The 23,335-nt window shown below is 62.7% G+C and carries 26 protein-coding genes; 7 read left to right on the top strand and 19 right to left on the bottom strand.

Features of this window, described 5'->3' with window-relative positions; genetic code table 11:
- Window positions 1-6 precede the first annotated feature (6 nt).
- A complete protein-coding gene (locus AC04PH_RS02950) occupies window positions 7-465 on the bottom strand; it encodes an Lrp/AsnC family transcriptional regulator (RefSeq protein ID WP_483064250.1) in 459 nt (152 codons plus the stop codon).
- Window positions 466-599: 134 nt separating this feature from the next.
- Between AC04PH_RS02950 and ald the strand changes: the two genes are divergently transcribed.
- The gene (ald, locus tag AC04PH_RS02945; protein WP_483064249.1) at window positions 600-1,718 is read left to right on the top strand and encodes an alanine dehydrogenase; all 1,119 of its coding nucleotides are present in this window, start codon (window positions 600-602) and stop codon (window positions 1,716-1,718) included.
- 54 nt (window positions 1,719-1,772) lie between these two features.
- Here ald and mscL read toward each other — a convergent pair whose 3' ends face one another.
- Complete coding sequence (gene mscL, locus AC04PH_RS02940; protein ID WP_483064248.1) at window positions 1,773-2,201, bottom strand: large conductance mechanosensitive channel protein MscL; 429 nt, start codon at window positions 2,199-2,201, stop codon at window positions 1,773-1,775.
- Window positions 2,202-2,365: 164 nt separating this feature from the next.
- On the opposite strand from mscL, the gene AC04PH_RS02935 reads away from it, so the two are divergent.
- Window positions 2,366-3,064: a glutathione S-transferase family protein gene (locus AC04PH_RS02935; protein WP_483064247.1), complete on the top strand. Its 699-nt coding sequence runs from the start codon at window positions 2,366-2,368 to the stop codon at window positions 3,062-3,064.
- 30 nt (window positions 3,065-3,094) lie between these two features.
- Here AC04PH_RS02935 and AC04PH_RS02930 read toward each other — a convergent pair whose 3' ends face one another.
- From AC04PH_RS02930 to AC04PH_RS02895, 8 genes are all read right to left on the bottom strand, one after another.
- Complete coding sequence (locus AC04PH_RS02930; protein ID WP_483064246.1) at window positions 3,095-3,529, bottom strand: hypothetical protein; 435 nt, start codon at window positions 3,527-3,529, stop codon at window positions 3,095-3,097.
- Window positions 3,526-3,966, bottom strand: a complete 441-nt coding sequence (locus tag AC04PH_RS02925; protein WP_483064245.1) for a YtoQ family protein — start codon at window positions 3,964-3,966, stop codon at window positions 3,526-3,528. Before AC04PH_RS02925 ends, AC04PH_RS02930 begins: the two co-directional genes overlap by 4 nt.
- 46 nt (window positions 3,967-4,012) lie before the next feature.
- Window positions 4,013-6,406 (bottom strand): phenylalanine--tRNA ligase subunit beta, encoded by a 2,394-nt coding sequence (gene pheT, locus AC04PH_RS02920; protein ID WP_483064244.1) that lies wholly within the window; start codon window positions 6,404-6,406, stop codon window positions 4,013-4,015.
- A gap of 63 nt (window positions 6,407-6,469) precedes the next feature.
- Window positions 6,470-7,288, bottom strand: coding sequence for a CE1 family esterase (locus tag AC04PH_RS02915; RefSeq protein WP_483064243.1), 819 nt, complete (start codon window positions 7,286-7,288; stop codon window positions 6,470-6,472).
- Between the two features lie 359 nt (window positions 7,289-7,647).
- The gene (locus tag AC04PH_RS02910) at window positions 7,648-8,076 is read right to left on the bottom strand and encodes an ASCH domain-containing protein (protein WP_483064242.1); all 429 of its coding nucleotides are present in this window, start codon (window positions 8,074-8,076) and stop codon (window positions 7,648-7,650) included.
- A gap of 21 nt (window positions 8,077-8,097) precedes the next feature.
- Window positions 8,098-8,628: a hypothetical protein gene (locus AC04PH_RS02905; protein WP_483064241.1), complete on the bottom strand. Its 531-nt coding sequence runs from the start codon at window positions 8,626-8,628 to the stop codon at window positions 8,098-8,100.
- A complete protein-coding gene (gene pheS, locus AC04PH_RS02900; protein WP_483064240.1) occupies window positions 8,625-9,698 on the bottom strand; it encodes a phenylalanine--tRNA ligase subunit alpha in 1,074 nt (357 codons plus the stop codon). Before pheS ends, AC04PH_RS02905 begins: the two co-directional genes overlap by 4 nt.
- 117 nt (window positions 9,699-9,815) lie before the next feature.
- A complete protein-coding gene (locus AC04PH_RS02895; protein ID WP_483064239.1) occupies window positions 9,816-10,679 on the bottom strand; it encodes a mechanosensitive ion channel family protein in 864 nt (287 codons plus the stop codon).
- 134 nt (window positions 10,680-10,813) lie between these two features.
- Between AC04PH_RS02895 and AC04PH_RS02890 the strand changes: the two genes are divergently transcribed.
- Both AC04PH_RS02890 and AC04PH_RS02885 read left to right on the top strand, forming a co-directional pair.
- Window positions 10,814-11,662 (top strand): hypothetical protein, encoded by an 849-nt coding sequence (locus AC04PH_RS02890; protein ID WP_483064238.1) that lies wholly within the window; start codon window positions 10,814-10,816, stop codon window positions 11,660-11,662.
- A gap of 455 nt (window positions 11,663-12,117) precedes the next feature.
- Entirely contained in the window at window positions 12,118-12,918 is an 801-nt protein-coding gene (locus AC04PH_RS02885) for a hypothetical protein (protein ID WP_483064237.1), read from the top strand.
- Between the two features lie 83 nt (window positions 12,919-13,001).
- Here AC04PH_RS02885 and rplT read toward each other — a convergent pair whose 3' ends face one another.
- The 4 genes from rplT to pyk all read right to left on the bottom strand — a co-directional run bounded on the left by rplT (window position 13,002) and on the right by pyk (window position 15,400).
- Window positions 13,002-13,367, bottom strand: a complete 366-nt coding sequence (gene rplT / locus AC04PH_RS02880; RefSeq protein ID WP_483064236.1) for a 50S ribosomal protein L20 — start codon at window positions 13,365-13,367, stop codon at window positions 13,002-13,004.
- Window positions 13,368-13,379: 12 nt separating this feature from the next.
- Complete coding sequence (rpmI, locus tag AC04PH_RS02875) at window positions 13,380-13,580, bottom strand: 50S ribosomal protein L35 (protein WP_483064235.1); 201 nt, start codon at window positions 13,578-13,580, stop codon at window positions 13,380-13,382.
- A gap of 112 nt (window positions 13,581-13,692) precedes the next feature.
- Window positions 13,693-13,914, bottom strand: coding sequence for a hypothetical protein (locus AC04PH_RS02870; protein WP_483064234.1), 222 nt, complete (start codon window positions 13,912-13,914; stop codon window positions 13,693-13,695).
- Window positions 13,915-13,951: 37 nt separating this feature from the next.
- Complete coding sequence (pyk, locus tag AC04PH_RS02865; protein WP_483064233.1) at window positions 13,952-15,400, bottom strand: pyruvate kinase; 1,449 nt, start codon at window positions 15,398-15,400, stop codon at window positions 13,952-13,954.
- A gap of 125 nt (window positions 15,401-15,525) precedes the next feature.
- Between pyk and AC04PH_RS02860 the strand changes: the two genes are divergently transcribed.
- From AC04PH_RS02860 to AC04PH_RS02850, 3 genes are all read left to right on the top strand, one after another.
- Window positions 15,526-16,263, top strand: coding sequence for an N-formylglutamate amidohydrolase (locus tag AC04PH_RS02860; RefSeq protein ID WP_483064232.1), 738 nt, complete (start codon window positions 15,526-15,528; stop codon window positions 16,261-16,263).
- Between the two features lie 32 nt (window positions 16,264-16,295).
- The gene (locus AC04PH_RS02855; RefSeq protein WP_483066138.1) at window positions 16,296-16,595 is read left to right on the top strand and encodes a DUF1244 domain-containing protein; all 300 of its coding nucleotides are present in this window, start codon (window positions 16,296-16,298) and stop codon (window positions 16,593-16,595) included.
- Between the two features lie 180 nt (window positions 16,596-16,775).
- Entirely contained in the window at window positions 16,776-18,335 is a 1,560-nt protein-coding gene (locus tag AC04PH_RS02850; RefSeq protein ID WP_483064231.1) for a calcium-binding protein, read from the top strand.
- Between the two features lie 75 nt (window positions 18,336-18,410).
- Here AC04PH_RS02850 and AC04PH_RS02845 read toward each other — a convergent pair whose 3' ends face one another.
- From AC04PH_RS02845 to AC04PH_RS02825, 5 genes are all read right to left on the bottom strand, one after another.
- Window positions 18,411-19,271: a D-amino-acid transaminase gene (locus AC04PH_RS02845; RefSeq protein WP_483064230.1), complete on the bottom strand. Its 861-nt coding sequence runs from the start codon at window positions 19,269-19,271 to the stop codon at window positions 18,411-18,413.
- 4 nt (window positions 19,272-19,275) lie between these two features.
- Window positions 19,276-20,241, bottom strand: a complete 966-nt coding sequence (gene dgcA / locus AC04PH_RS02840) for an N-acetyl-D-Glu racemase DgcA (protein ID WP_483064229.1) — start codon at window positions 20,239-20,241, stop codon at window positions 19,276-19,278.
- A 113-nt stretch (window positions 20,242-20,354) separates the two neighbouring features.
- Window positions 20,355-21,356, bottom strand: a complete 1,002-nt coding sequence (gene dgcN / locus AC04PH_RS02835) for an N-acetyltransferase DgcN (RefSeq protein ID WP_483064228.1) — start codon at window positions 21,354-21,356, stop codon at window positions 20,355-20,357.
- Between the two features lie 238 nt (window positions 21,357-21,594).
- On the bottom strand, window positions 21,595-22,917 hold the full coding sequence (locus AC04PH_RS02830; protein WP_483064227.1) for an ammonium transporter: 1,323 nt from the start codon (window positions 22,915-22,917) through the stop codon (window positions 21,595-21,597).
- 22 nt (window positions 22,918-22,939) lie between these two features.
- A complete protein-coding gene (locus tag AC04PH_RS02825; protein WP_483064226.1) occupies window positions 22,940-23,278 on the bottom strand; it encodes a P-II family nitrogen regulator in 339 nt (112 codons plus the stop codon).
- Window positions 23,279-23,335: the final 57 nt, after the last annotated feature.

Here is a 23,335-nt window from a genome sequence, read left to right as displayed (position 1 = left end):
GTGCCGTTAGACCGGAAGCGCCGTCGTCTGCCGCACCGTACGCAACGCAAAGGACGACTGCATCTGCGCAACCCCCGGCAACCGCGCCAGAAACTGCCGATGGATGCGCGCGAAATCTTCGGTGTCGCCTGCCACGACCTTGAGCAGGTAATCCGCGCTGCCCGCCATCAGGTGACATTCCAGAACGTCGGGGATGCGCGCCACCGCGCGCTCGAAGGCGTCCAGCACCTCGTCCGCCTGCCCCGACAGCGTGATCTCTACGAACACCGTCGTCGGGCGGCCCATCTTGCGGGTGTCCAGCAGCGCCACGTAGTCGCGGATGATGCCCACCTTTTCCAGCCGCTGCACGCGCCTGTGGCAGGCCGAGGCGGACAGGCTCACCTTTTCCGCAAGATCGGCATTCGACATACGCCCGCTGCGTTGCAGCACCTCCAGAATACGCCGATCAAGGCTGTCGATCTCCATTTTGCGCAGATTCCTTCGGGCAAATGCGGCTTCTGCGCAAAACCCTACGAATGATCACGCTAACATGCAATGAAATCGCCCCTGCAATTGCGCGTGAGCTGCGCCACAATACCGCAAACGCAGGAGGATTCGTCATGCACATCGGTTGCCCCAAGGAAATCAAACCACAGGAATTTCGCGTCGGCATGACACCCAACGCCGCGCGCGAGGCCGTGGCTCATGGCCACAGTGTCAGCATCGAGACGGCTGCGGGCGTCGGGGCCGGTTTCCCGGACGAGGACTATGTCGCGGCAGGTGCCACGATCATCGACACGGCGGAGGAAATTTTCGCCAGCGCCGACATGATCGTGAAGGTGAAAGAACCGCAGGCGCCCGAGCGCAAGATGCTGCGCGAAGGGCAGATACTGTTCACCTATCTGCATCTGGCGCCCGATCCCGACCAGACCCATGACCTGATTGCATCCGGTGCCACCTGCATCGCCTATGAAACCGTCACAGACGACCGCGGCGGCCTGCCGCTGCTGGCCCCCATGTCAGAGGTCGCGGGCCGTCTTGCGCCGCAGGTGGGCGCGTGGACCCTGCAAAAGGCTAACGGCGGGCGTGGCGTGCTGATGGGCGGCGTGCCCGGTGTCGGCCCTGCCCGCGTCGTCGTGATCGGTGGCGGCGTCGTCGGCACCCATGCGGCGCGGATCGCCGCCGGTATGGGCGCGGATGTCACCGTGCTCGACCGCTCTTTGACGCGGCTGCGCTATCTGGACGATATGTTCGGCGGACAGTTCAAGACCTCCTACGCCAGCGCGGGCAATACCCACGACCTGGCCGTGGCCGCAGACATGATCATCGGCGCTGTGCTGGTGCCCGGTGCTGCCGCACCCAAGCTGATCTCGCGCGATCAACTGGCCGATCTGAAACCGGGTGCGGCCCTTGTGGACGTGGCCATCGACCAGGGCGGTTGTTTCGAAACGTCGAAAGCCACAACGCATCAGGACCCGGTCTATGACGTCGACGGCATCATGCACTACTGCGTGGCCAACATGCCCGGCGCGGTAGCGCGCACATCGACCATCGCACTGGGCAACGCCACGATGCCCTTCATGCTGGCCCTGGCCGACAAGGGTTGGAAACAGGCCTGCGAGGATGACGCGCATCTGCTGAACGGGCTGAACGTGCACGCGGGGCATTTGACCTATTACGCCGTGGGCAAGGCACTGGGCCTCAGTGTCATGTCGCCGCAGAAAGCGCTGAAACTCTGAAACGAAAAAGGCCCGCCAAACCGGCGGGCCTTTGCAATGCGGGGGCGGTGGACGTTACCGACCGGCCTTCAGCGAGTCGCGGATTTCCAGCAGCACATCCAGCTCCGACGGGCCGGTGTCGACCTCGGGTGCCACGTCTTCCGGCTTCTCTGCGGCGGCCTTCACCCGGTTGACCATCTTGACCAGCATGAACACCACAAAGGCGATGATCAGGAAGTTGATGATCGCCATCAGGAAGTTACCGACGGCAAAGACCGAAATACCGGCTTCGGTACAGGCCGCGACCGAGGCGCATTCGCCGTCACCCAGTACATAGAACCAACCCGAGAAATCCATCCCGCCGGTGAACAGCGCGATGATCGGGTTGATCAGGTCGCCGACCAGCGACGTGACGATTGCGGTGAACGCGGCACCGATGATGATACCGACGGCCATGTCCATGACATTGCCCTTGGCGATGAAATCCTTGAATTCTTGAATCACGATATGTCCCTTCTGTGTGTGGTTGCACGCCGCCGATCTGATGCCGCCCTGCGCGCTCGCGCACATCATTAGCGCGATATCGTCACAGAACCATGGCTTTTTTTACGATTGTTTCCCCTTAGGTTGGTTCTGACGCAACCCGGACCTCATACAGGAGCCATATCATGGCCGATCTTTCCCAATTCCCCATCACACAGCGCTGGCCCGCCAAGGACTCGTCGGTCATCCAGCTTTATGCCTTTCCGACACCGAACGGCGTCAAGGCCTCCATCGCGCTGGAGGAGATGGGGCTGGCCTATGAACCCCACCTGGTCACGCTGTCGGACGACGACGTGAAAAGCGATGCGTTCCTGTCGCTCAACCCCAACAACAAGATTCCCGCGATCATCGACCCTAATGGCCCCGACGGCCCCGTGGGCCTTTGGGAAAGCGGTGCGATCCTGCTCTATCTGGCGGAAAAATCCGGCAAGTTCATCGGCACCACCGCGACCGAAAAGGCGCATATCACGCAATGGCTGATGTTCCAGATGGGCGGCGTCGGGCCGATGTTCGGGCAGCTTGGCTTCTTCACGAAGTTCGCGGGCAAGGATATCGAAGACCCCCGGCCCCGTCAGCGCTACTTGGACGAGGCCAAGCGCCTGCTGTCGGTCCTCGACGGTGCGCTTGCGGGTCGCGACTGGATCGCGGGTGATTATTCCATCGCCGACATGGCCATCGCACCTTGGCTGAACGCGCTGAATTTCTACGGCGTGAAGGACGACGTGGGCTTCGACGATCTTAAGAACGTGCCCGGTTACGTCGACCGTTTCTACGCCCGCCCCGCCGTGGACAAGGCCAAGAACATCCCGGCGCGGCCCGCCTGATCCGGATGACCGGGGCCACATCGGCCCCGGTCACTCTCCCAATGCAAAGCCGCTGCCGCTCCAGCGCAGCGACCACGGCGCGCCGCCATGCGCATAGCCCGAAATCACGGGGCGATCGCCAGAGCCGAGCGTGACACCGCCACCCAGAAGTTCCTCTTCGAGTTTCAATAGCTGGCCACGGCGCAGATAGATTTTCACGGTGCAGACCTGCACGCCACAAAAGCCGCTCAGGCTGCGGTCGCCACCGGCGCAGATCAGGCCGTCATGCGACAGCATCAGATCGGGACGGCCATCTCCATCGAGGTCACGCTCGACAGCACCTTCAGGTAAAAATCGGCCCGCTCCGTCACAGCCCGCTGCGATTTCCTCTGCCATGAGGTATCGCGCCGCGTTCGAATAGGTTTGCGCATGGGCGAAAGGCGGCAGACCCGCCAATACCAGCGCGATGAGAATCCGGCGCATCATGGCAGCGTGCCATCCTGCACGTAGCGCAGGATATGCACGACCTGCTCCGGTGTTTCCACGACGGCAAGCGCGGCGGCATCGACCTCTTTCAGCGCGTGCTGATGGTCGGACCCGTGCATGACGATCAGCGACTTGCCAAGTGCCGCGGCATAGCCCGCATCGAAGGCCGCGTTCCACTGCTTGTATTTGTCACCGAAGCGCACGACGACGATATCGGCATCCGCAATCGCCTTGCGGGTGCGGATCGCGTTCAGCTTTGCCCCTTTGTGGTCATGCCAGAACTTGCTGTCCTCCGCGCCCATGATCGCCACGCCGCAATCGTCGGACGCGGCGTGGTCCGTGACGGGTGCGGTGAAGATCACATCCAGCCCCGCCGCGCCGTCGATAATTTTGTCGCGCCAGTCGGTATGGATTTCACCGGACAGATAGATTTTCATCGCGCTACGTTCCTCATTACCTTGCACAAAATACTCAAATCCAAGATCAGCCACGCAGCACACCGCCCGTGGCCTTGCTTACCTTCTCGACGATCCTGGCGGCAACCGCCTCGATCTCCTTGTCTTTCAGCGTGGCCTCTCTCGGCTGCAACCGCACCGTCACGGCGAGCGATTTCTTGCCCTCGCCCAGCGACCCGCCGATGAATTCGTCGAACACCCGCACATCCGCGATCAGCGCCTTGTCGGCCCCGGCGGCGGCGTTCACCAGCGTCAACGCCTCGACGTCCGCGTCGACGACAAAGGCAAAGTCGCGCTCCACCGCTTGCAAATCGGTCGCCTCCAGCGCGGGGCGCGTGGCGGTCTTGCTGCGCGGCAGCGGCACCTCTGCCGGGTAGATCGTGAAGCCGACGACCGGTCCCTTCACATCCATCTCGCGCAGGATTTTCGGGTGGATTTCGCCGAACACACCCAGCACCTTTTTCGGCCCGAGACAGATGCGCCCGTGGCGGCCCGGATGCCACCAGCCCTCGCCACCGCGCAGGATCTGCACCTTAGCAGGCGCGCCGATGGTGGCGAGAATCGCCTCTGCATCCGCCTTGGCGTCGAACACGTCCACGGCGCGGGACTCGCCCCGGACATCCTTTGGCCCGGTGCGACCGACCAGAATGCCTGCCACCTGCAGGTGCTGCTCGCCCGGTTCTCCGCCGTGGAAGGCGTCACCCGCCTCGAACAGCGCCATATCGGCAAAGCCGCGCGCCTGATTGCGCGCCGCCGCCCGCAACAGGCCGGGCAGCAGGCCAGGGCGCATGTGCGACAGATCGGCAGAGATCGGGTTTTCCAGCATCGTCGCGTCGTCACCGCTGCCGAACAGCGTGGCCGCAGCCGCGTCGATGAAGCTGTAGGTCACGCATTCGTTGTAGCCCAGCGCCGCCGCCGTCCGCTTGGCCGCGCGGGTGCGCAGTTGCATCGGCGTCAGCACGGGCTTCGGCACACCGGGTTTGCGCGGCAGTGGTTTGCCTTTCAGCTTTGTCAGCGACGCGATGCGCGCAACCTCTTCCACCAGATCGGCCTCGCCCTGCACGTCGGGCCGCCAGGATGGCACATGCGCCATGTCACCGTCGAGGGTGAATCCCAATGCTTCCAGCGTCGCGCGCTGCGTGTCGGCGGGGATTTCCATACCCACGAGCGACACGACGCGATCGGTGTCCAGACGGTAGGCGCGATCGGTGTCAGGCACGGCCCCGGCGACGATCATCTCCGACGCCTCGCCACCCGCGTGGTCCACGATCATCCGCACGGCGTGCTCCAACCCTTCGGGTGTAAAGGCCGGGTCCACCCCACGCTCGAACCGGTAACGGGCGTCAGAATTGATCTTGAGCGCGCGGCCCGTATACGCAATCTGAACCGGATCCCAGTAGGCGCTTTCGACGAAGACGTTGACCGTCTCCACAGTGCAGCCGGTGTCCAGCCCACCCATGATCCCGGCGATGCTTTCGGGGCCATTGTCATCGGAAATGACCATCTGGCCCGCCTGCATCTTATATGTCTTGTCGTCCAGCGCGGTGATCGTCTCGCCGCCCACGGCGCGATGCACCCGCAGGTTGCCCGCCACCTTGTCGGCGTCGAAGACGTGCAGCGGGCGGTTCAGGTCGTAGGTGAACCAGTTGGTGACATCGACGAGGAAGGAAATCGGGCGCAACCCGATGGCGCGCAACTGCGCCTGCAACCAGTCGGGGCTCGGCCCGTTCTTCACGCCCCGGATCAGCCGGCCCGTGAACAGAGGGCAGCCGTCCAGCGTGTCGTCGGCAATGCTGACGGTCAGGTCGGACGTGAAGGCCGCAGGCACCGGATCGACGCCCAGCGGTTTCAGCGTGCCTAATCCACGTGCGGCCAGATCACGCGCCACGCCCCGCACGCCCAACGCGTCAGGGCGGTTGGGGGTGATCGCAATTTCGATCACCGGATCGACCTTGGCGGGATCGTTCTGCGCCAGCCAGTCGGCAAAGCTCTGCCCGACCTCGCCCGAAGGCAATTCGATGATGCCGTCGTGTTCTTCGGACAGTTCCATCTCGCGTTCGGAACACATCATGCCGTGGCTTTCGATGCCGCGGATCTTGCCCACGCCGATGGTCGTGTCGATGCCGGGGACATAGGTGCCAGGGCTGGCGATCACGACGGTGATGCCGGCCCGCGCATTGGGGGCGCCACAGATGATCTGCGTCATGCCCTGCGCGGTATTCACCTGACAGACCTTCAACTTGTCGGCGTCGGGGTGCTTTTCGGCGCTTTCGACGTGGCCGATGGTGAAATCGGACAGCTTGGCTATGGGGTTCTCGATCCCCTCGACCTCCAACCCCAGATCGGTGAGCGCGTCGGCGATTTCATCGACCGAGGCGTCGGTCTCAAGGTGCGATTTCAGCCAGGAAAGCGTGAATTTCATGGGTCGGGTCCGTCCATCAGATGTGTCGGACACGTCCTAGCGCATCGGCTAGCGGGGGGAAAGCTATGGATAGCGGTTGGGCAGGCCCAGCAGTTCGTCCAGCTGCCGCGCGATCCAGCCGCGCGGAATCAGGTGGCCGCCCGGATGCAGGTCGAGGATCACGGCGCGGTCGCCACAGTCCCAGCGCGCGCGGGTGAAGGTGCGGATATCGGTCGCGGCCCAGTCACCGGCGGGCGTTCCTGCCTCGGCACAGTCGAACAGGTCGCGCCACAGCCGCACCGGTTGCGTCGTATCGCCGCCCGGCCCCATGGGGAAGTCGAGCACGGTGTCGCGCAGGCCATACACGCTGCGCACCTCGGTCGGGGCCTGATCGCAGGACAGGCTGTTGTAGGCGGCGCTGATGGACAGCATCGCGGCCACGCCATCGCCGCTTTCGCAGGCGTAGCGCCAGGCCATGAGCGCGCCGTAGGAGTAACCGGAGACGTAGATGTGACTTGTGTCGATAGGGTAACGTGCGGCGACATCGGCCATGACGGCATCGGCGAAGGCCACGTCATAGCTGCCGTTCTGGCGGAAGTTCCAGGTCTTGTTCAGCCCCGTGGGGGCCACCAGCAGCACGCCGCGCCGCCGCGTCGCCCCGGAAATCCGCCCGTGATAGACCGGCACCGCCCCGGTGCGCGCCCAGCCGTGGAAATGCAGCAGCACCGGCAGCGGGCTGACGCCGTCCCAGCCATCGGGTTCCTTCACATGGTATTCCCGCCCGTCCAGCGCGCAAGGCGCATCGCGCCCGTGGCAGGGATTGCCGGGCAGGATGCTGTCGGGGTTGGTCTGCGCCGGGGCGGCAGTGCCGAGGAACAGAAAGATGATGATGAGGACGATCATGGCGTCCCTTCTAAACGGTCGGGCGCGACTGTCACGTCACATGATTGTGGGCGTCGGCCATAAATCGGACGCAATGATATGCGATCTGCGGGATGTGTCCTGCGCGAAGGAATCGTCGGCATGTTTGCATCACCTGTCAGACTGGGGATCGTCGCGTCCCTGCTGCTGCTCGTCGCAGCAGCCCTTCACGGGCAGCGGCTGAATATCGCGGCACTGCCGACACTTGTGCACGATTTCTATCGCAGTGCGGAAAGCTGTCAGGGCAAGACCGCGATGCAGCGTCTGGGGTGCGGACGGGCGGTGCATGTCACCGACATTCGCAAGCTGGACCTGCGCCGCGACAACAGCCTGATCCGCCGCTACAGCTCCCGCCCGGCCAGATCCTCGACCAGTTCGAAGTGTTCGAAGATCAGCGGCATTTCCGGGTCCCAGCCGCCGTTGCGTTTGAAGAACGCCTTGTGGTCCTTGCGCCAGCCGACCAGCGCGTCGTTCTCGCCTTCGGCCAGTGCCATCTCCTCGGTCACGTCGCAGAAGCGGACAGTCTCGACTTTCGTGGTGCGGATCACCAGAGCGGGCGTGCCGTCCCAGTTCGCCGCGATATCGCAGCGGCCGACGACGGGCATCGTCTCGGGTTCATCTTCGAAGTCCCGCGCGGCCCCGCAGGTGGCGGTTTTCTTGCCTTGGCGCACGAGGGCGATCAGGTGCTGACAGAGCGCGGCGGAGTCGCCGAATTTGAACGTGCCGGCGCCGGGGTAGGTGTCTTGCAGATCTTCGATGTTGTTGGTCATTGTTACATGATGTACATAAATCTACCGCAAGAAACCTAGCATCCGCGCTTGTATCTTTGCCATTTCTGACATTGCTTGAAGAATGTGCTCCAGAGTAATCCTTGTCTCACCGTAAGTGTCTTTGCGCATTGCTTGGAGTGCTATTGCTCTACCACTTTCATATTTGTCTATAGCAAGTACGAATGCGTCGTAACCCGCTTCTACTTCTTGGAAATCGGTACCAAATTTTTGTTGCTCAAGCTGCAAATCGGAGACGAGTTTCGGGATATCAACCCAAGCCTCAGCGACTGGATCTGGGCAAGCAACTTGAATTTCTGCAATCGTGACTTCTAGCGCACGAATAGCTTCAATTTGCTGCGTTTCGTCAGGATCGTTGGTTGAGAGTTGTTGATTGACGCGTTCAAGCAAGACAGCGGCATTCCGATATAGTTCACGTCGTTCACGGCTGATTTCGTTAGCACGATCAATTTGTTTCTGAAGCACGTAAATCAGCGCGCCACCAATCAATCCTACAATTGGGACAATCAGAGTTATCCAGTTTGCAGCCGTCACCCACTCAACCCCCCCGCCAGTTCCGGCACATCCAGCGCGCGGAAGCCGTAGTGGCGCAGCCAGCGCAGGTCGCTGTCGAAGAACGCGCGCAGGTCGGGGATGCCGTATTTCAGCATCGCGATGCGGTCGATGCCGACGCCGAAGGCGAAGCCCTGGTATTTGGTGGCGTCGACGCCCGCGGCCTCCAGCACCTTGGGGTGGACCATGCCGGAGCCGAGGATTTCCAGCCAGTCGTCGCCCTCGCCCACTTTCAGCGTGCCGCCTTCCCATGAGCAGCGGATGTCGACCTCTGCAGAGGGTTCGGTGAAGGGGAAGTGGGAGGCGCGGAAGCGGAGTTCGACGTTATCGACCTCGAAGAAGGCTTTGACGAATTCCTCAAGACACCATTTCAGGTTCGCCATCGAAATGTCGGTGTCGATGGCCAACCCCTCGACCTGATGGAACATTGGGGTGTGGGTCTGGTCGTAGTCGGCGCGATAGACGCGGCCGGGGCAGATGATGCGGATAGGCGCGCCCTGCGCCTCCATCGCGCGGATTTGCACGGGGGATGTGTGGGTGCGCAGCACGTGCGGCGGGCGATTGTCGCCGTCCTTGCGGTGGGTATAGAACGTGTCCATCTCGGCCCGCGCGGGGTGGTGGCCGGGGATGTTGAGCGCGTCGAAATTATACCAGTCGCTTTCGATCTGCGGGCCTTCCGCCACGGCGAATCCCATGTCGGCAAAGATCGCCGTAACCTCTTCCGTCACCTGTGAAATCGGGTGGATCGTTCCGGCGGGGCGGCGACGGGACGGCAGGGTCACGTCGAGCCATTCACCGCGCAGGCGTTCGTCGAGCGCGGCATCGCCAAGGGCGGTTTTTCTGGCGATCAGGGCGGAGTTGATCTCGTTCTTCAGGGCGTTGAGCGCGGGGCCTGCGGTCTGGCGTTCCTCGGGCGACATCTTGCCCAGTTCGCGCATTTGCAGGCTGATTTCGCCCTTCTTGCCAAGGGCCTGCACACGCAGGTTTTCCAACGCGGCCTCGTCACCGGCGTCGGCGATCAGGGTCAGGTATTTGGATTTGAGATCGTCCATGGCGCGCCTCTTGCATGTGTCCTCGCGGGGTTAGCGAAAGGCGGGCGCGGTTGCAAGTTTGGCCGCGAAAGCGGTGTATGAAACGCGTGCACCGGGCGTGCACCGCACGTGCACCGGTCAGTCGCCTTTCTCGTCCTCCCTGTCAGGCAGCGATTGCACCGGCAGCGGTTCCTTGAAGGTGAGCGTGCGGTAGGGGAACGGGATTTCGATACCGGCATCATCCAGCGCGCGCTTCACGGCGGCGACGACCTGATCGCGGGATTTGCGCACCTCGACCGGTTTGGAGCCGGTCCACCATGTTACCTCGAAATCAATCGAGGAGGCGCCGAAGGCCTGCGCGAAAATCTGGATCGGCTTGCCATCGGTGATGACGGTGTCACAGGACTGCACGGCGTTTGTAATGACGTCACGCGACTGGTCCACATCCTCGTCATAGGCGACGCCGCAGATGATCGTGACGCGGCGCTGATCCTGATGGGTGCGGATCACGACCGGATTCTTGAACAAGATCGAATTCGGGACGATCACAAGCTGGCCGTCGGTTTGCAGGATGTGGCTTTCGCGGATGGCGATATGTTCGACCTTGCCTTCGATATCCTCGCATTCGATGAAATCGCCGATCCGCATTTCGCGGCGGAACAGGATGATGATGCCCGCGAGGAAGTTTTCGAACACGTCCTTGAAGGCGAACCCGATGGCGACGGACCCGATGCCCAGACCGGCGAGGATGCTGGCGGGGGTCAGGCCGGGGAACAGGATCACGGCGGCGATCATCAGACCCAGCACCCAGATCAGGATCGACAGCAAAAGCTGGAACAGTTCCTTGAGGCTGGGCCGCAGCTTGGTGCGCGACAGGGAGCGGCGCAGGATGGCGGATGCGCCCTTGCTGACCAGCCAGGTCAGGACAATGACGACGATGGCGACAGCCAGTTGCGGCAGGAGTTCGATGGACGCGCGTACAATCTCGCGCAGTTGGGTCATCAATATTCGGACTGGTTCCACGCGGTCGGGTCCCCTTTTTCATCCAAATTTTCGTTCGCCGTCACCCAGTTGGGTGATGATCCATGCGTCACAGACCGGCACGTTTCATGCAGTTTCAACGACGAGGTTACATCATGCGACTGCAAGTTTTTCCACCACTTTTGTGCGCGGCCCTTGCCGCCTGTTCCGGCGGCGGGTCCTCCACGATGGAGATGGATGATATGGATATGGAAATGGACGATACCATGCGCGATACCGTCGCGGGGCCGTTCACACCGACCAACAGTTTCGGCCTTGGCAGCGGCAGTTCGGTCAACGTACCATCGTTAGGCACTCCGCTGCCGGCCAGCTTCGAAGGTGGCAACGGCGGTGTGCCGCAGACGTTCAGCCGGGACGACACGCTCGATGTCGGCGACGCGACGGCCTACCGCGTTGCGGATCGGGACAGTCTCATCACGATCAACCGGACCGAACACAGTCAGGCGGCGCTCGTCTATCTGCCGCCGGCTCTTGGTCAGAACGTCGGCGTGGCGGTCTCGCGGTTCACGGAGGCGGGCAATGCCCTCGCCGCGACCGGCAGCGCGGTCTATGAAGGTGACTATACCGGGATCATCACGGACGAGAGCGGATTTCAATTGCAGCGCACAAGCGGCGACGTGGCGATTACTGCGGACTTTGCCGCGCGCAGCATCAGCGGCGGCATCACCAACCGCCAGATGATGAGCCTCACGAGCAACACGCCGTTCAATGTCGACGCGACCGATGTGGTTTTCGCAAATGGCGGTATCAGCAACGACGGCCGAGTCGGGACGAGCCTGACCGGAGGAGAGGTGAATGCAGCCGGATGGGACACGGGGACCGGCACCATGACCGGATATGTCGCGGGACCGGAAAGTCAGGACATTGCCGGGTTCGTCCGGATCGAGCACAGCATCAACAACGCGCCCTATTCCGAGCTGGGCGGATTTGTGAGCAGCCGCTGAGGCGCTGACGGTCAGGCGCCAGTGCGGGCCGGGTGCGTGGTCGAGCGTGACCATCACCCGGCCCTTCCCAGACATCGCAGCGGAGTTGCATAGGCGATAGCCCTCGCGGGAGAGATCGGCGTTCGGGGTCGTGATCGGACCGGCATGGTCCCAAACGCGCGCGAAGACAGGTCGTGCTCCAGTGTCAGGAAATCGCTGTCGAGATAGACGCTGCGTGGAATGGCGCGGGCCAGACGAAGGGGTCGGCGACCGTTTCGGGAGGTTGGGTGGCGGCGTCTTTCATGATCCGATCATTACTGTCAGCAACATTGCAGCGGACTTAGCGGAACGGGCCAAGAACCCAACGAAAGCGGTGCCTTATACGGGCATTGGATGGTGAGGATATCCATTGGTCGTTTGCCGGTTTTGACTTGAGCGGTGCGTGGCTGCTATCGTCAAAGTGGAAGGACGGTCCAATGCATACTGCAAATACTATCGTTGTGGCTTCACTGTTTCTTGCGGCTTGCAGCGGTTCAAGTGAATCGACCCAAAATTTCGCTGCCTTCGATACTGACATCGGCGGACGTAGCACGACCGTGGTGCCGGGGGCTGCACCGGGTACTTTCACGGTCGAAGCAGGCGGGCGGACGATCGAGACGATACCGCTGCCGCTTTTTGACAATGGCAGCTTTGTCGCGACACAGGGCACCGCTTCACCGCAAAGTGGGCTTTTCATCAGCAGCACGGATAGCAGCGAAGTCACGCTTTTCCGGCCCGATCCAGCAACGCTGTCTGGCGGCCCGACCGTCGCGATGCGCCGTCTTGCGCCCGCCGAGGTGCCGACGCGCGGAACGGCAACCGTGACAGGGACCTATCAGAGCGTATTGCAGGCCGGCACCGAGGCCGATGTCACTATGCTGATTATCGGCGATGGACGGCTCGATTTCGATTTCGCTGCCGGCACAGTCAGCGGTGCGGTGATCAATCGCGAGGCCCGTGATCGGGAACGGAATATGCCGCCACCTATTGACGGGGCCGATGTGACGGTCGCTGATCTTATACTTAACGCTGCGGTCATCGACGCCAACGGTGCATTCACGACGGACACGTCAGGCGGTGAAATTACGTATGTCGGTCTCGCCACCTCGATCACAGAGGGCGAATATCGCGGTCTGATTGCCGGTGGAGGGGACGAAGCCGTTGCGGGTATTCTCGTCGATCACAGTTTTGGATTTGGAGGCGGCATCGAAGTCGGCGCGCTTGCGGGCGGTCATTGATCGTCGTTCCGGATGTCCCGGTTACAATTGAAAAGGGCCACCCGTGACGGGTGGCCCATTCATTATCCGTAAAGCAACCGGCCTTATGCAGGCAGCGCGTCTTTCGCCTTGCCGACGATGGCGGCAAACGCTTCCGGCTCGTGCACGGCGAGGTCGGCGAGGACCTTGCGGTCGACCTCGATGCCCGCAAGCGTCAGGCCGTTGATGAACTTGGAATAGTTCAGGGTCTCGTCGACCGAACGGACACCGGCGTTGATCCGCTGGATCCACAGGGCGCGGAAGTTGCGCTTGCGGTTGTGACGGTCGCGGGTTGCGTACTGGTTCGCCTTGTCGACGGCCTGCTTGGCGACCTTGAAGGTCTTGGAGCGACGGTCGTAGTAACCTTTGGCCGCGTCAAGAACCTTCTTGTGACGGCGATGAGCGACGGTTCCACCTTTGGTACGTGACATATCAAACTCTCCTTAGCGCGCGTAGGGCATCATCGGCTTGATGATCTTTTCATCAGCCTTGGCGAGAAGGGTCGTGCCGCGAGCGTCACGGATGAATTTGTTGGAGCGCTTGATCATGCCGTGGCGTTTGCCGGCCTGACCCGCCTTGATGCGGCCCGAGGCCGTCATCTTGAACCGCTTTTTGCAGCTCGATTTCGTCTTCATTTTCGGCATTTCCGTCTCCTGTAAAGTGCGGTCGTTGAACGCGACTCGGCATGCCATATCGGCCGGACGCGCGGATAGAGTGCGCCGTATAGGCGCGGATCGTCAGACTGACAAGTGATTCCTAGAACAGATTGCCCACGACGCGCACAAAGACGTCCGGCAGCGTGTCGAAGTTGTAGGCACCCGGGCGCTGATTGATGGCGTAGCCGATCATGACCGCCCCGATCAGAACGATGACGGCCGGCACGCGCGGCGCGCGCCCGTCGAGAAACGCGCTGATGACGGCCGGAATGGCGAAGACCGCGATGATCGCGCCCAGGACAAAAATTGTGTCGGTATCCATACTGCAAAATCCCCGGACAATTATTATTGCCGGGACGCTACTCTGGATCGGCGGCGTAAATCAATCTTTCCGCGCAGGGTGCCACGCGCAGGATGTTGGTCGAACCGGGTGTGTTGAAGGGCACACCGGCGGTCACGACGATCATGTCGTCCTCTGTCGCAAGCTCTTCTTTCAACGTCGCGCGCACCGCCCCGATGACCGCATCCTTGAAGCGGTTGACGGAGCCTGTGACCACGCAGTTGGTCCCCCACGACAGGCACAACCGGCGTGCGGTGGAACGGTGGCTGGTCAGCGCGATGATCGGCACGCGGGGCCGTTCGCGCGATACCAGAAGTGCCGTGGTGCCCGATTGCGAGAAACAGCAGATCGCCTTGACGTCGGTGGTTTCGGCGATCTCGCGCGCGGCGGCGACGATGCCGTCGGCGACGGTCGTGCGGGTGGCGCGGCGTGACGCCTCGATGATTTCGGTATAGGTGGGGTCGGCCTCGACCTCTGCCGCGACGTTGTTCATCGTGGTCACGGCCTCCACCGGGTAGGAGCCGGCGGCGGATTCGGCCGACAGCATGATCGCGTCGGCGCCTTCGTAGATGGCGGTGGCGACGTCGGACACTTCAGCGCGCGTGGGCATCGGGGATTCGATCATGGATTCGAGCATCTGCGTCGCCACGATCACCGGCTTGGCGGCGGCGCGGCACTTGCGGACCAGCTGCTTTTGGATCGGCGGGACGTTCTGCACCGGCAGCTCGACGCCCAGATCGCCACGGGCGACCATGATACCGTCGGAGACCTTGAGGATGTCGTCGAAGGATTTCACAGCCGCAGGCTTTTCGATCTTGGACAGCAGGGCCGCGCGGCCCTTGGCCAGTGTGCGCGCATCTTCCACGTCGGCGGGGCGTTGCACGAAGGACAGGGCCAGCCAGTCGACACCCAAATCGCAGACGAAATCGAGGTCCTTGCGGTCCTTGTCGGACAGCGCAGCCAATGGCAGAACCACGTCGGGCACGTTCACACCCTTGCGGTTGGAAATCGTGCCGCCGACGATGACCTCGCAATCTGCGTGCTTGGCGCTGCAGTCGGTGACCCGCAGCTTGATCTTGCCGTCGTTCACCAGCAGGTGCGCGCCGGGTTCGAGCGCGTCGAAGATTTCCTTGTGCGGCAGTTGCACGCGGGTCGCGTCGCCGGGCGTGTCGTCGAGATCGAGCCGAAACGATGCACCCGGCTCCAGTTCCTCGCCGTCGTCATTGGCGAATACTCCGACGCGCAGTTTCGGACCCTGCAGGTCGGCCAGGATGGCGATGGGCGTGTCGAGGTCCTTTTCGACCTGGCGGATGATCTCGTGACGCACCTTGATTTCCGCGTGGTCGCCGTGGCTCATGTTCAGGCGGAACACATCGGCACCGGCCTCGACCAGCTTGCGGATCATTTCGTAGTCATTGGAAGCCGGGCCAAGGGTGGCGACGATTTTGACATTGCGGTGGCGTCTCATGAAACGGGTCCTTCCGGTGACATGGCATGTGGCGTTAGCGGTAACAAAGCGGTTGCGGCCCTTATTGCGCAATTCCAATCCGGTCACAACTGGCCTATGCGGTAGCGGGATGGAATGAAGCCAATATGACAAGACCTGCCTATATCATAGACGGTGCGGATCGGCCCGGGCGCTGGCTGGTGGCTTGCGACCACGCCAGCAACCATGTGCCCGGCTGGATCAACGGCGGCGATCTGGGACTGCCCGGTGCGGATATGGACCGGCATATCGCATACGATATCGGGGCGGCGGGGTTGTCGACGCATCTGGCTCGGCTTCTCGGCGGGCCTGCAATCCTGTCGCAGTTCTCGCGGCTGGTCATCGACCCGAACCGGGGCGAGGACGACCCGACACTGATGATGCGGCTTTACGATGGCACGATCATTCCCGCGAACCGGCATGCCACGGCGCAGGACATCGGTGACCGGCTGGACCGGCTTTATCGCCCCTACCACGATGCCTATGCGACACTGGCGGCCCGGCGTGACGACACGGTGATTTGCGCGGTGCACAGTTTTACACCGCAGTTGCGCGGCCGGCCGCGCCGCCCTTGGGAGATCGGTATCCTTTACGCCGCTGACGACAGGCTGGCGCGACCGATGCTGGACGCCTGCCGCGCGCAGGGCTGGTGCACCGGCGACAACGCACCCTATGTCGGCTATTTTCCCGGCGATGCCATCGACCGGCATGCCACGCCGTTTCAGCGGCCCAACGTGCTGATCGAGTTGCGCAACGACCTGATCGCCGACGACGCCGGTCAGGCGCTGTGGGCGGCGCGGCTGGCCCCGATCCTGCAGGACGTTCTGACCGAAAGCGGCCTGTGACCGACCCGAAAAAGGAGACCACCTTGGACAAGATCGACGAACAGACACAAATCGAACTGGAAGCCGCGGCCTTTCGCACGTTGCGCGACCATCTGATGAACAAACGGCCGGATGCGCAGAATATCGACATGATGAACCTCGCCGGGTTCTGCCGGAACTGCCTGTCGCGCTGGTATCAGGAGGCCGCCAATGCCCGCGGCATCGCCATGGATAAGGACGAGGCCCGCGAGATTTTCTACGGCATGCCTTTCGCGGATTGGAAGGCCCTGCACCAGACGGACGCCTCTGCCGCGGCGCAGGCAGCGTTCGACAAGAGTCACCCGAAGGATTGATGCCGATCCGGCAACAGTGGTCCGGTTTCAGGGTGGTTATCGCCGTTCCGGCACCAGTGTTTGCGATTTCTTGACAACGGCCCACCCCGCACATTCAATTGCGATGGGCGGGTCCATGCGCCGCGATTTCGTGCGTTTGGGTCCCGATATTTTGCTTTCGGTTTTCTGGGGACGATGACGATGGAATTCTTGCTGCCTGTATTGCTGCTGCTCGGTCTGGGCTTTTTGATTTTTGACGACAGTTCCGACGATGACGGAGAAGGCTCCGGGAGCGGCACCGCCGGGCAAGGCGACGGTGGCGAGACGCCGGTGCAGCCGATGCCTATCGGTCAGATGATCGACATCTCCGCGGAGGGCGGCTTTGGCCAGGGCACGCCCGGCGCTGACACCATAACCGGGCTGGGTGGTGATGACGCGGTCGTCGCGGGTGCCGGAGACGATGTGATCTCGACAGGCGACGGTGACGATACCGTCGCGGGCGAGGCCGGCGACGACGTGATCGACCTTGGCGCAGGTGACGATACCGCGACCAACGATCAGGCCTTTGCGGGTCTGGCGCTCCAGCCTAGCGGATCGCCCGCCGCAGGCGATGACCGGATCAGCGGTGGCGAAGGTGACGACCGGATCATCGACATTCTGGGATCGAACACGCTGTTCGGCGACGCCGGGGACGATATCCTGTCCGGTCGCGATGCGGCGATCGACCAGGGGTCTGTCGACACGCTCTTCGGCGGTACGGGCGACGATGTGCTGCGCGCCAACGACGGCGATATCCTGAGCGGCGGTGAAGGCGACGATATCTTCGACGTAGAGATCAGCGGTACGGCCGGGCCTGCGGTGATCACAGACTTTGAAGAGGGTGAAACGCTTTTGATCCGGATGCCGGGCGAAGGCCCCGCCGACATGAACCGCATCAGCACGGCGCTGGCCGAGAACGGTGCGGATACCAATGTCCTGCTCGACGATCAGGTGGTCGTGGTTCTGCAGGGCTTGACCGAGGTACCGGCAGGTGCCTTCGACCAGATGGCCGGCGGTACGGCAGGCGCGTCAGGCGAAGCCAGCGGCGGCAACTTCGAGAACCCGCTTTTCGGCACGGATGAAGCCGACACGCTCCTTGCCGATGCCGGGCAGGACGCCGTCTTTGCCGGAGACGGCGACGACCGGATTTCAGTCGCACCACCACCCGGGTTCGTCAGCAGCCCCGACGATCAGGACATCCGCGTGCAGGCCGGGGACGGCGACGATATCGTCGTCGGTGGCGGCGGCGATGATGTACTGCTCGGCAGCCTTGGCGACGATATCCTTGGCGGCAACAACGGCACCGACAGCCTGAGCGGCGGATTTGGCCGCGATCTGCTGATCACCGACGATACGGTGGGCGATACGCCGGACACCGCGGACGGCGGGCGCGGCAATGACGTGCTGGTCGGTGATAACGGCGATACGTTCACCGGCGGCGGCGAGACCGACGGGTTCACGAACATCCTGCGCGACGTGACCAGCGACCCGATCATCGTCACAGACTTCGATCCGCAGACCGAGGCGCTGGAAATCGTGGTCCGTCCTGTCGACGACACGGCGACGCCCGGCGTGCCACCGGCGGTCTTTGCCGCGGGAACGGCAGACAACAGCGGTACCGAAGTCTTCTATGGCGACACGGTGGTCTTTTTCCTGCGCGGGGTGGACCCGCAGGATGTCAATGTGGGCGACATCATCGTCACGCAAAGCGCGACGATCTGACGGTTTCCGTCAGCACATGACGAAGGCCGCATCCAATGGGTGCGGCCCTTTTCATTGGCGTCGGTCAGGTGAGGGTCAGATCGCGGCCTTGCGCATCTCGTCCAGGTAGATTTCCCGCAGCCGACCGACGACGGGGCCCGGCGTGCCGCCCCCCACTGCAACCTCGTCGATCTCGACCACCGGCATCACGAAAGTCGATGCGGAAGTGATGAAGGCCTCGTCCGCGGCCTGTGCCTCTGCGATGGTAAAGCTGCGTTCCTCCACCGTCATCTGCGCCTCGCGCGCGAAACGCAGCACGGCGGAGCGGGTGATGCCGTGCAGGATCTCGTTGCCCAGATGCCGGGTGATGATCGTGTTGCCCTTCACGATATAGGCGTTGTTGGAAGACCCTTCGGTGACCTCGCCGTCCTCGACCATCCAGGCGTCGTCCTTGCCCTGCGCCTTGGCGGCCATCTTGGCCATGGAGGGGTAGAGCAACTGCACCGTCTTGATGTCACGCCGCGCCCAGCGCTGATCCTCGACCGAGATGACTTTCATTCCAACCCCGGCGCGCGGATCATCGGCCATGCTCGGCTTGTTCTGAGTGAAGAGCACGATGGTGGGGGCGGTCGTCTCGGGGTCGGGGAACACGAAATCCCGATCGTCCGGCGCGCCACGCGTGATCTGCAGGTAGATCATGCCGTCGGTGATGTCGTTGGCGCGCACAAGCTCGCGGTGGATTTCGAGCAGTTCGTCCATGTCTACGGGGCTGCGCATGTCCAGTTCACCCATCGACCGCTGCAGGCGCCTGGCATGGCCTTCGAAGTCGATCAGCTTGCCGTCCAGCACGGACGTCACCTCGTAGATGCCGTCGGCCATCAGGAAGCCGCGGTCGAAGATCGATACCCTAGCCTGATCCTCGGGAAGGTAGTCGCCGTTCAGATAGACAGTGCGCATCGTGTCAGCCCCATAGTTTGGCGGAGGGGGCATGCACGCCCGCCGCGTCGAATGTCAAAGGTTCGTCCCGGTCTTCAGCCAGAAGCAGCGGGCCGTCAAGGTCGGTAAAGGCCACACCCTGCGCCAGGATCGTCGCAGGGGCCATGGCGAGCGACGATCCGACCATGCAGCCGACCATGACATCATAGCCCGCCGCCTGCCCGGCTTTTTTCAGCGCGAGCGCCTCTGTCAGGCCGCCGGTCTTGTCCAGCTTGATGTTGATCATGTCGTATTTGCCGCGCAGCGCGGGCAGCGACGCGCGGTCATGACAGGCCTCATCGGCGCAGACAGGCAAGGGGCGTGCGATTTCGCCCAGCATGTCGTCCTGCCCCGCAGGCAGCGGCTGTTCGACCATCGCCACGCCAAGGCGCAGCAGATGCGGGGCGAGATCGGCATAAACCTCCGCCGTCCAGCCCTCGTTCGCATCGACGATGATGGTGGCATCAGGCGCGCCGCGGCGCACGGCTTCCAGCCGGGCCATGTCGTCGGGCGTGCCAAGCTTGATCTTCAGCAAGGGCCGGTGCGCGTTCTGCGCCGCCTGCGCCTGCATCTTGTCCGGCGTGTCGAGCGACAGGGTATAGGCGGTGATTTCGGGGCGCGGCGCGGGCAGGCCCAGCAAATCCCAGACCCGGCAGCCCGCCTGTTTCGCGGCCAGATCCCACAGTGCACAATCCACGGCATTACGGGCGGCCCCCGCGGGAAGCGCATCCTGCAGCGCGTCGCGGGTCAGATCACCCGGAAGACCTGCAATCTGGGCGGTTACGCTGTCCAGCGTCTCGCCGTAACGCGCGTAGGGCACACATTCGCCCCAGCCCGTCACACCGCCATCGGTCACGCGCACGGTCAGCACCTTCGCCTCTGTGCGCGAGCCCCGGCTGATCGTGAAGACCTGCGCCAGCCTGAAAACGTCCGACGTCACTTCGATGCGCATCGCCTGTCCTTCTTCCGGTTCTCAAATACCTCCGCCGGAGGCATCGGGATTTCAACGAAAGCCCGAATACGAATATTCGCGAATATTCGCGAATATTCATGGCACCCGATATGTCAGATCGCGTCCAGCGCATCCACCAGCTTGGCCGCGCCATAGCGGAACGGATCGGTCGCGGGCAGGTCCATCCGGGCCTCGACGTCCGCCAGATACGCTTGCGCGTCGGCATCGGACATATGCTGCGTGTTCACCGAAATGCCCGTGATCACACAGGCCGGGTTGGCGATGCGGGCGATGGGGAGGACCATGTCGCGCAGCGCCTCCAGCGTCGGTAGCTTGTAGTCCGGCAGGCCGCGCATATGGGTGCGGGTCGGCTCGTGCGCCAGGATCAGCGCATCGGGCTGACCGCCGTGGATCAACGCCATGGTCACGCCGGAATAGCTGACGTGGAACAGGCTGCCCTGCCCTTCAATGTGGTCCCAGTGATCGGCATCGTTGTCGGGCGTCAGGTATTCGACGGCACCGGCCATGAAATCGGCGATCACCGCGTCGAGCGGCACGCCGCCGCCGGTGATCAGGATGCCGGTCTGGCCGGTGGGCCGGAAGGTGGATTTCATCCCGCGTTTCTGCATTTCGGCATCCATACACATGGCCGTGTACATCTTGCCGGCCGAACAGTCGGTCCCGACGGCCAGACAGCGCTTGCCGGTCCGCTTCTTGCCGTTGGCGATAGGGTAAGCCACGGAAGGGATGCGCACGTCGAACAGGGTCTGCCCGTTCACGCGGGCCGCCGACATCAGTTCCTTCTCGTCGCGCAGCAGGTTGTGCAGGCCGGAGGCGATGTCGTAGCCCATCTTCAGCGCCTGCACGAGAACCTCTTTCCAAGCTGCCGAGATCACGCCGCCCCGGTTTGCGACACCGATCACCAGCGTCTTGGCGCCGGCTGCCAGACCCTCCTCCAGCGTCATGTCCTGCAGGTCGACATCCGCGCCGCAGCCTTCCATGCGGAACTGGCCGACGGCGTTTTCGGGACGCCAGTCCTTGATCCCGCGGGCGACCTTCGCGGCGAGCTGGTCGGGCGCGTCGCCCAGAAACAGGAGATACGGTGTCTGGATCATGGCGCGGGTCCTTTCGGGGATCGGAGGTGACTGATTCTGTGTTGGCGCGACGATATCGGACATTTTGTGCAAATCGCTCTCAATTCCTGTCGTCTTTATTCAATTTGAATGAATATTCTTCGTAAAAATATTCAATAGTTCGAAGAAATTTCTGTTCCTGACATGAGCGCAGCAGGTTTCTTGCGCAAAAAAGCCCGGACCGTGGCCCGGGCTTTTCCAACTTCATGGCACCTACGCCTTAGCCCTTGGAGAAGTCGGGATAGGCTTCCATACCCAACTCGCTCATATCCAGACCGTTGATTTCGGCCTCTTCGCTGACGCGGATACCCATGACACCCTTGAGGATGACCCAGAGCACGATGCTGCCGACGAAGGTGAAGACACCGTAGGCGAAAATGCCGGTCAGCTGTGTCACCAGCGATGCGTCGGTGTTGTAGAAGACCACCGCGATGGTACCCCAGATGCCTGCGAACAGGTGAACCGGGATCGCGCCGACGACGTCGTCGATCTTCAGCTTGTCGAGGAACGGCACCGCGAAGACGACGATCACACCGCCGACGGCACCGATCCAGAGCGCACCGAAGAGCGAGGGTGCCAGTGGTTCGGCCGTAATCGACACCAGACCGGCAAGTGCGCCGTTCAGAACCATGGTCAGGTCGACCTTCTTGAACATCACCTGCGTCAGGATCAGTGCGGCGACAGCGCCGGAGGCCGCGGCCATGTTGGTGTTGGCGAAGATCCGGCCGATGTCGGTGATGTCACCCACGGTGCCTGCCGCAAGCTGCGAGCCGCCGTTGAAACCGAACCAGCCCAGCCACAGGATGAACGTGCCCAGCGTGGCCAACGCGAGGTTGGAACCGGGCATCGGATTGACGCGACCGTTCTTGTACTTGCCCAGGCGCGGGCCAAGGATGATCGCACCGGCCAGTGCCGCCCAGCCACCGACGGAGTGCACGATGGTCGAACCCGCGAAATCCTGGAAACCGGCGGCGTCGAGCCAGCCCGCGCCCCATTTCCACGAACCGGAGATCGGATACATGACACCGGTCAGCACGACGACGAACACCAGAAACGGCCAGAGTTTGATCCGTTCGGCCAGCGCGCCCGACACGATGGAGGCCGTGGCGGCCACGAACATCAACTGGAAGAAGAAGTCGGAGGCGACGGACGCGTAGTCGAGCGATGCATCCGCAGCGGCAAGGCCGACCGGTTCCAGCGATGTGACGGAGAAAAACGGCCCGATCCAGCCCGCCATGATCCAGCCATCGCCCGGATACATCAGGTTGAAGCCGATCAGCCAATAGGCGATGGAGGCCAGCGAGAACAGTGCGATGTTCTTGGTCAACTGCATCGCCACGTTCTTGGACCGGACAAGCCCGGCCTCCAGCATGGCGAAGCCCGCGGCCATCCAGAACACCAGAAAACCCGCCACCAGGAACAGCAGCGTGGTCATGATGTAGGGGCCGACCTCGTCGAACGAGGGGGCGGCATCCTGTGCCGCGGCCAGTGTCGGCAGCAGGGCGAGGCCCGCACCGACCGTGTATTTGTTCAGAAGTATCATATCGTTCTTTCCCCTTCGCCGCTCAAAGCGCTTCGTCGTCTGTTTCGCCGGTGCGGACGCGCAATGCGCTTTCCACATCCAGCACAAAGATTTTCCCGTCGCCGATCTTGTCGGTCTTGGCGGTCGTGGCGATGGTGCTGACGACCTGATCGACCATGCTCTCGGGCACGACGATCTCGAGCTTGACCTTCGGCACGAAGTTCACGGCGTATTCCGCGCCGCGGTAGATTTCGGTATGGCCGGACTGCGATCCGAACCCCTTGATTTCAGAGACCATCATCCCGCGCACCCCGATGGTGGTGAGGGCCTCGCGGACCTCTTCGAGCTTGAATGGTTTTATCGTTGCAATGATGAGTTTCACTGATTTTCCCTTGCGCTTCACCCTGCGGCGGTGCCGACCTCCGACTCCGTCGTTCCG

It is taken from the genome of Yoonia sp. KMU-150 (assembly GCF_056858355.1).
Note: the sequence above shows the minus strand (reverse complement) of the source record. Positions and strands in the feature narration are given on the sequence as shown.

Excerpts from the sequence above, each read along its gene's own strand:
- AC04PH_RS02890 (WP_483064238.1), top strand. The coding sequence starts at position 10,814 with ATGCGACTGCAAGTTTTTCCACCACTTTTGTGCGCGGCCCTTGCCGCC.
- ald (WP_483064249.1), top strand. The coding sequence starts at position 600 with ATGCACATCGGTTGCCCCAAGGAAATCAAACCACAGGAATTTCGCGTC.
- AC04PH_RS02885 (WP_483064237.1), top strand. The coding sequence starts at position 12,118 with ATGCATACTGCAAATACTATCGTTGTGGCTTCACTGTTTCTTGCGGCT.
- pyk (WP_483064233.1), bottom strand. The coding sequence starts at position 15,400 with ATGAGACGCCACCGCAATGTCAAAATCGTCGCCACCCTTGGCCCGGCT.
- AC04PH_RS02950 (WP_483064250.1), bottom strand. The coding sequence starts at position 465 with ATGGAGATCGACAGCCTTGATCGGCGTATTCTGGAGGTGCTGCAACGC.
- AC04PH_RS02860 (WP_483064232.1), top strand. The coding sequence starts at position 15,526 with ATGACAAGACCTGCCTATATCATAGACGGTGCGGATCGGCCCGGGCGC.
- AC04PH_RS02845 (WP_483064230.1), bottom strand. The coding sequence starts at position 19,271 with ATGCGCACTGTCTATCTGAACGGCGACTACCTTCCCGAGGATCAGGCT.
- AC04PH_RS02830 (WP_483064227.1), bottom strand. The coding sequence starts at position 22,917 with ATGATACTTCTGAACAAATACACGGTCGGTGCGGGCCTCGCCCTGCTG.
- rpmI (WP_483064235.1), bottom strand. The coding sequence starts at position 13,580 with ATGCCGAAAATGAAGACGAAATCGAGCTGCAAAAAGCGGTTCAAGATG.
- AC04PH_RS02915 (WP_483064243.1), bottom strand. The coding sequence starts at position 7,288 with ATGATCGTCCTCATCATCATCTTTCTGTTCCTCGGCACTGCCGCCCCG.
- AC04PH_RS02895 (WP_483064239.1), bottom strand. The coding sequence starts at position 10,679 with ATGACCCAACTGCGCGAGATTGTACGCGCGTCCATCGAACTCCTGCCG.
- AC04PH_RS02930 (WP_483064246.1), bottom strand. The coding sequence starts at position 3,529 with ATGATGCGCCGGATTCTCATCGCGCTGGTATTGGCGGGTCTGCCGCCT.
- pheS (WP_483064240.1), bottom strand. The coding sequence starts at position 9,698 with ATGGACGATCTCAAATCCAAATACCTGACCCTGATCGCCGACGCCGGT.
- AC04PH_RS02925 (WP_483064245.1), bottom strand. The coding sequence starts at position 3,966 with ATGAAAATCTATCTGTCCGGTGAAATCCATACCGACTGGCGCGACAAA.
- AC04PH_RS02870 (WP_483064234.1), bottom strand. The coding sequence starts at position 13,914 with ATGGATACCGACACAATTTTTGTCCTGGGCGCGATCATCGCGGTCTTC.
- dgcA (WP_483064229.1), bottom strand. The coding sequence starts at position 20,241 with ATGCGCATCGAAGTGACGTCGGACGTTTTCAGGCTGGCGCAGGTCTTC.
- AC04PH_RS02910 (WP_483064242.1), bottom strand. The coding sequence starts at position 8,076 with ATGACCAACAACATCGAAGATCTGCAAGACACCTACCCCGGCGCCGGC.
- AC04PH_RS02850 (WP_483064231.1), top strand. The coding sequence starts at position 16,776 with ATGGAATTCTTGCTGCCTGTATTGCTGCTGCTCGGTCTGGGCTTTTTG.
- dgcN (WP_483064228.1), bottom strand. The coding sequence starts at position 21,356 with ATGATCCAGACACCGTATCTCCTGTTTCTGGGCGACGCGCCCGACCAG.
- AC04PH_RS02935 (WP_483064247.1), top strand. The coding sequence starts at position 2,366 with ATGGCCGATCTTTCCCAATTCCCCATCACACAGCGCTGGCCCGCCAAG.
- rplT (WP_483064236.1), bottom strand. The coding sequence starts at position 13,367 with ATGTCACGTACCAAAGGTGGAACCGTCGCTCATCGCCGTCACAAGAAG.
- pheT (WP_483064244.1), bottom strand. The coding sequence starts at position 6,406 with ATGAAATTCACGCTTTCCTGGCTGAAATCGCACCTTGAGACCGACGCC.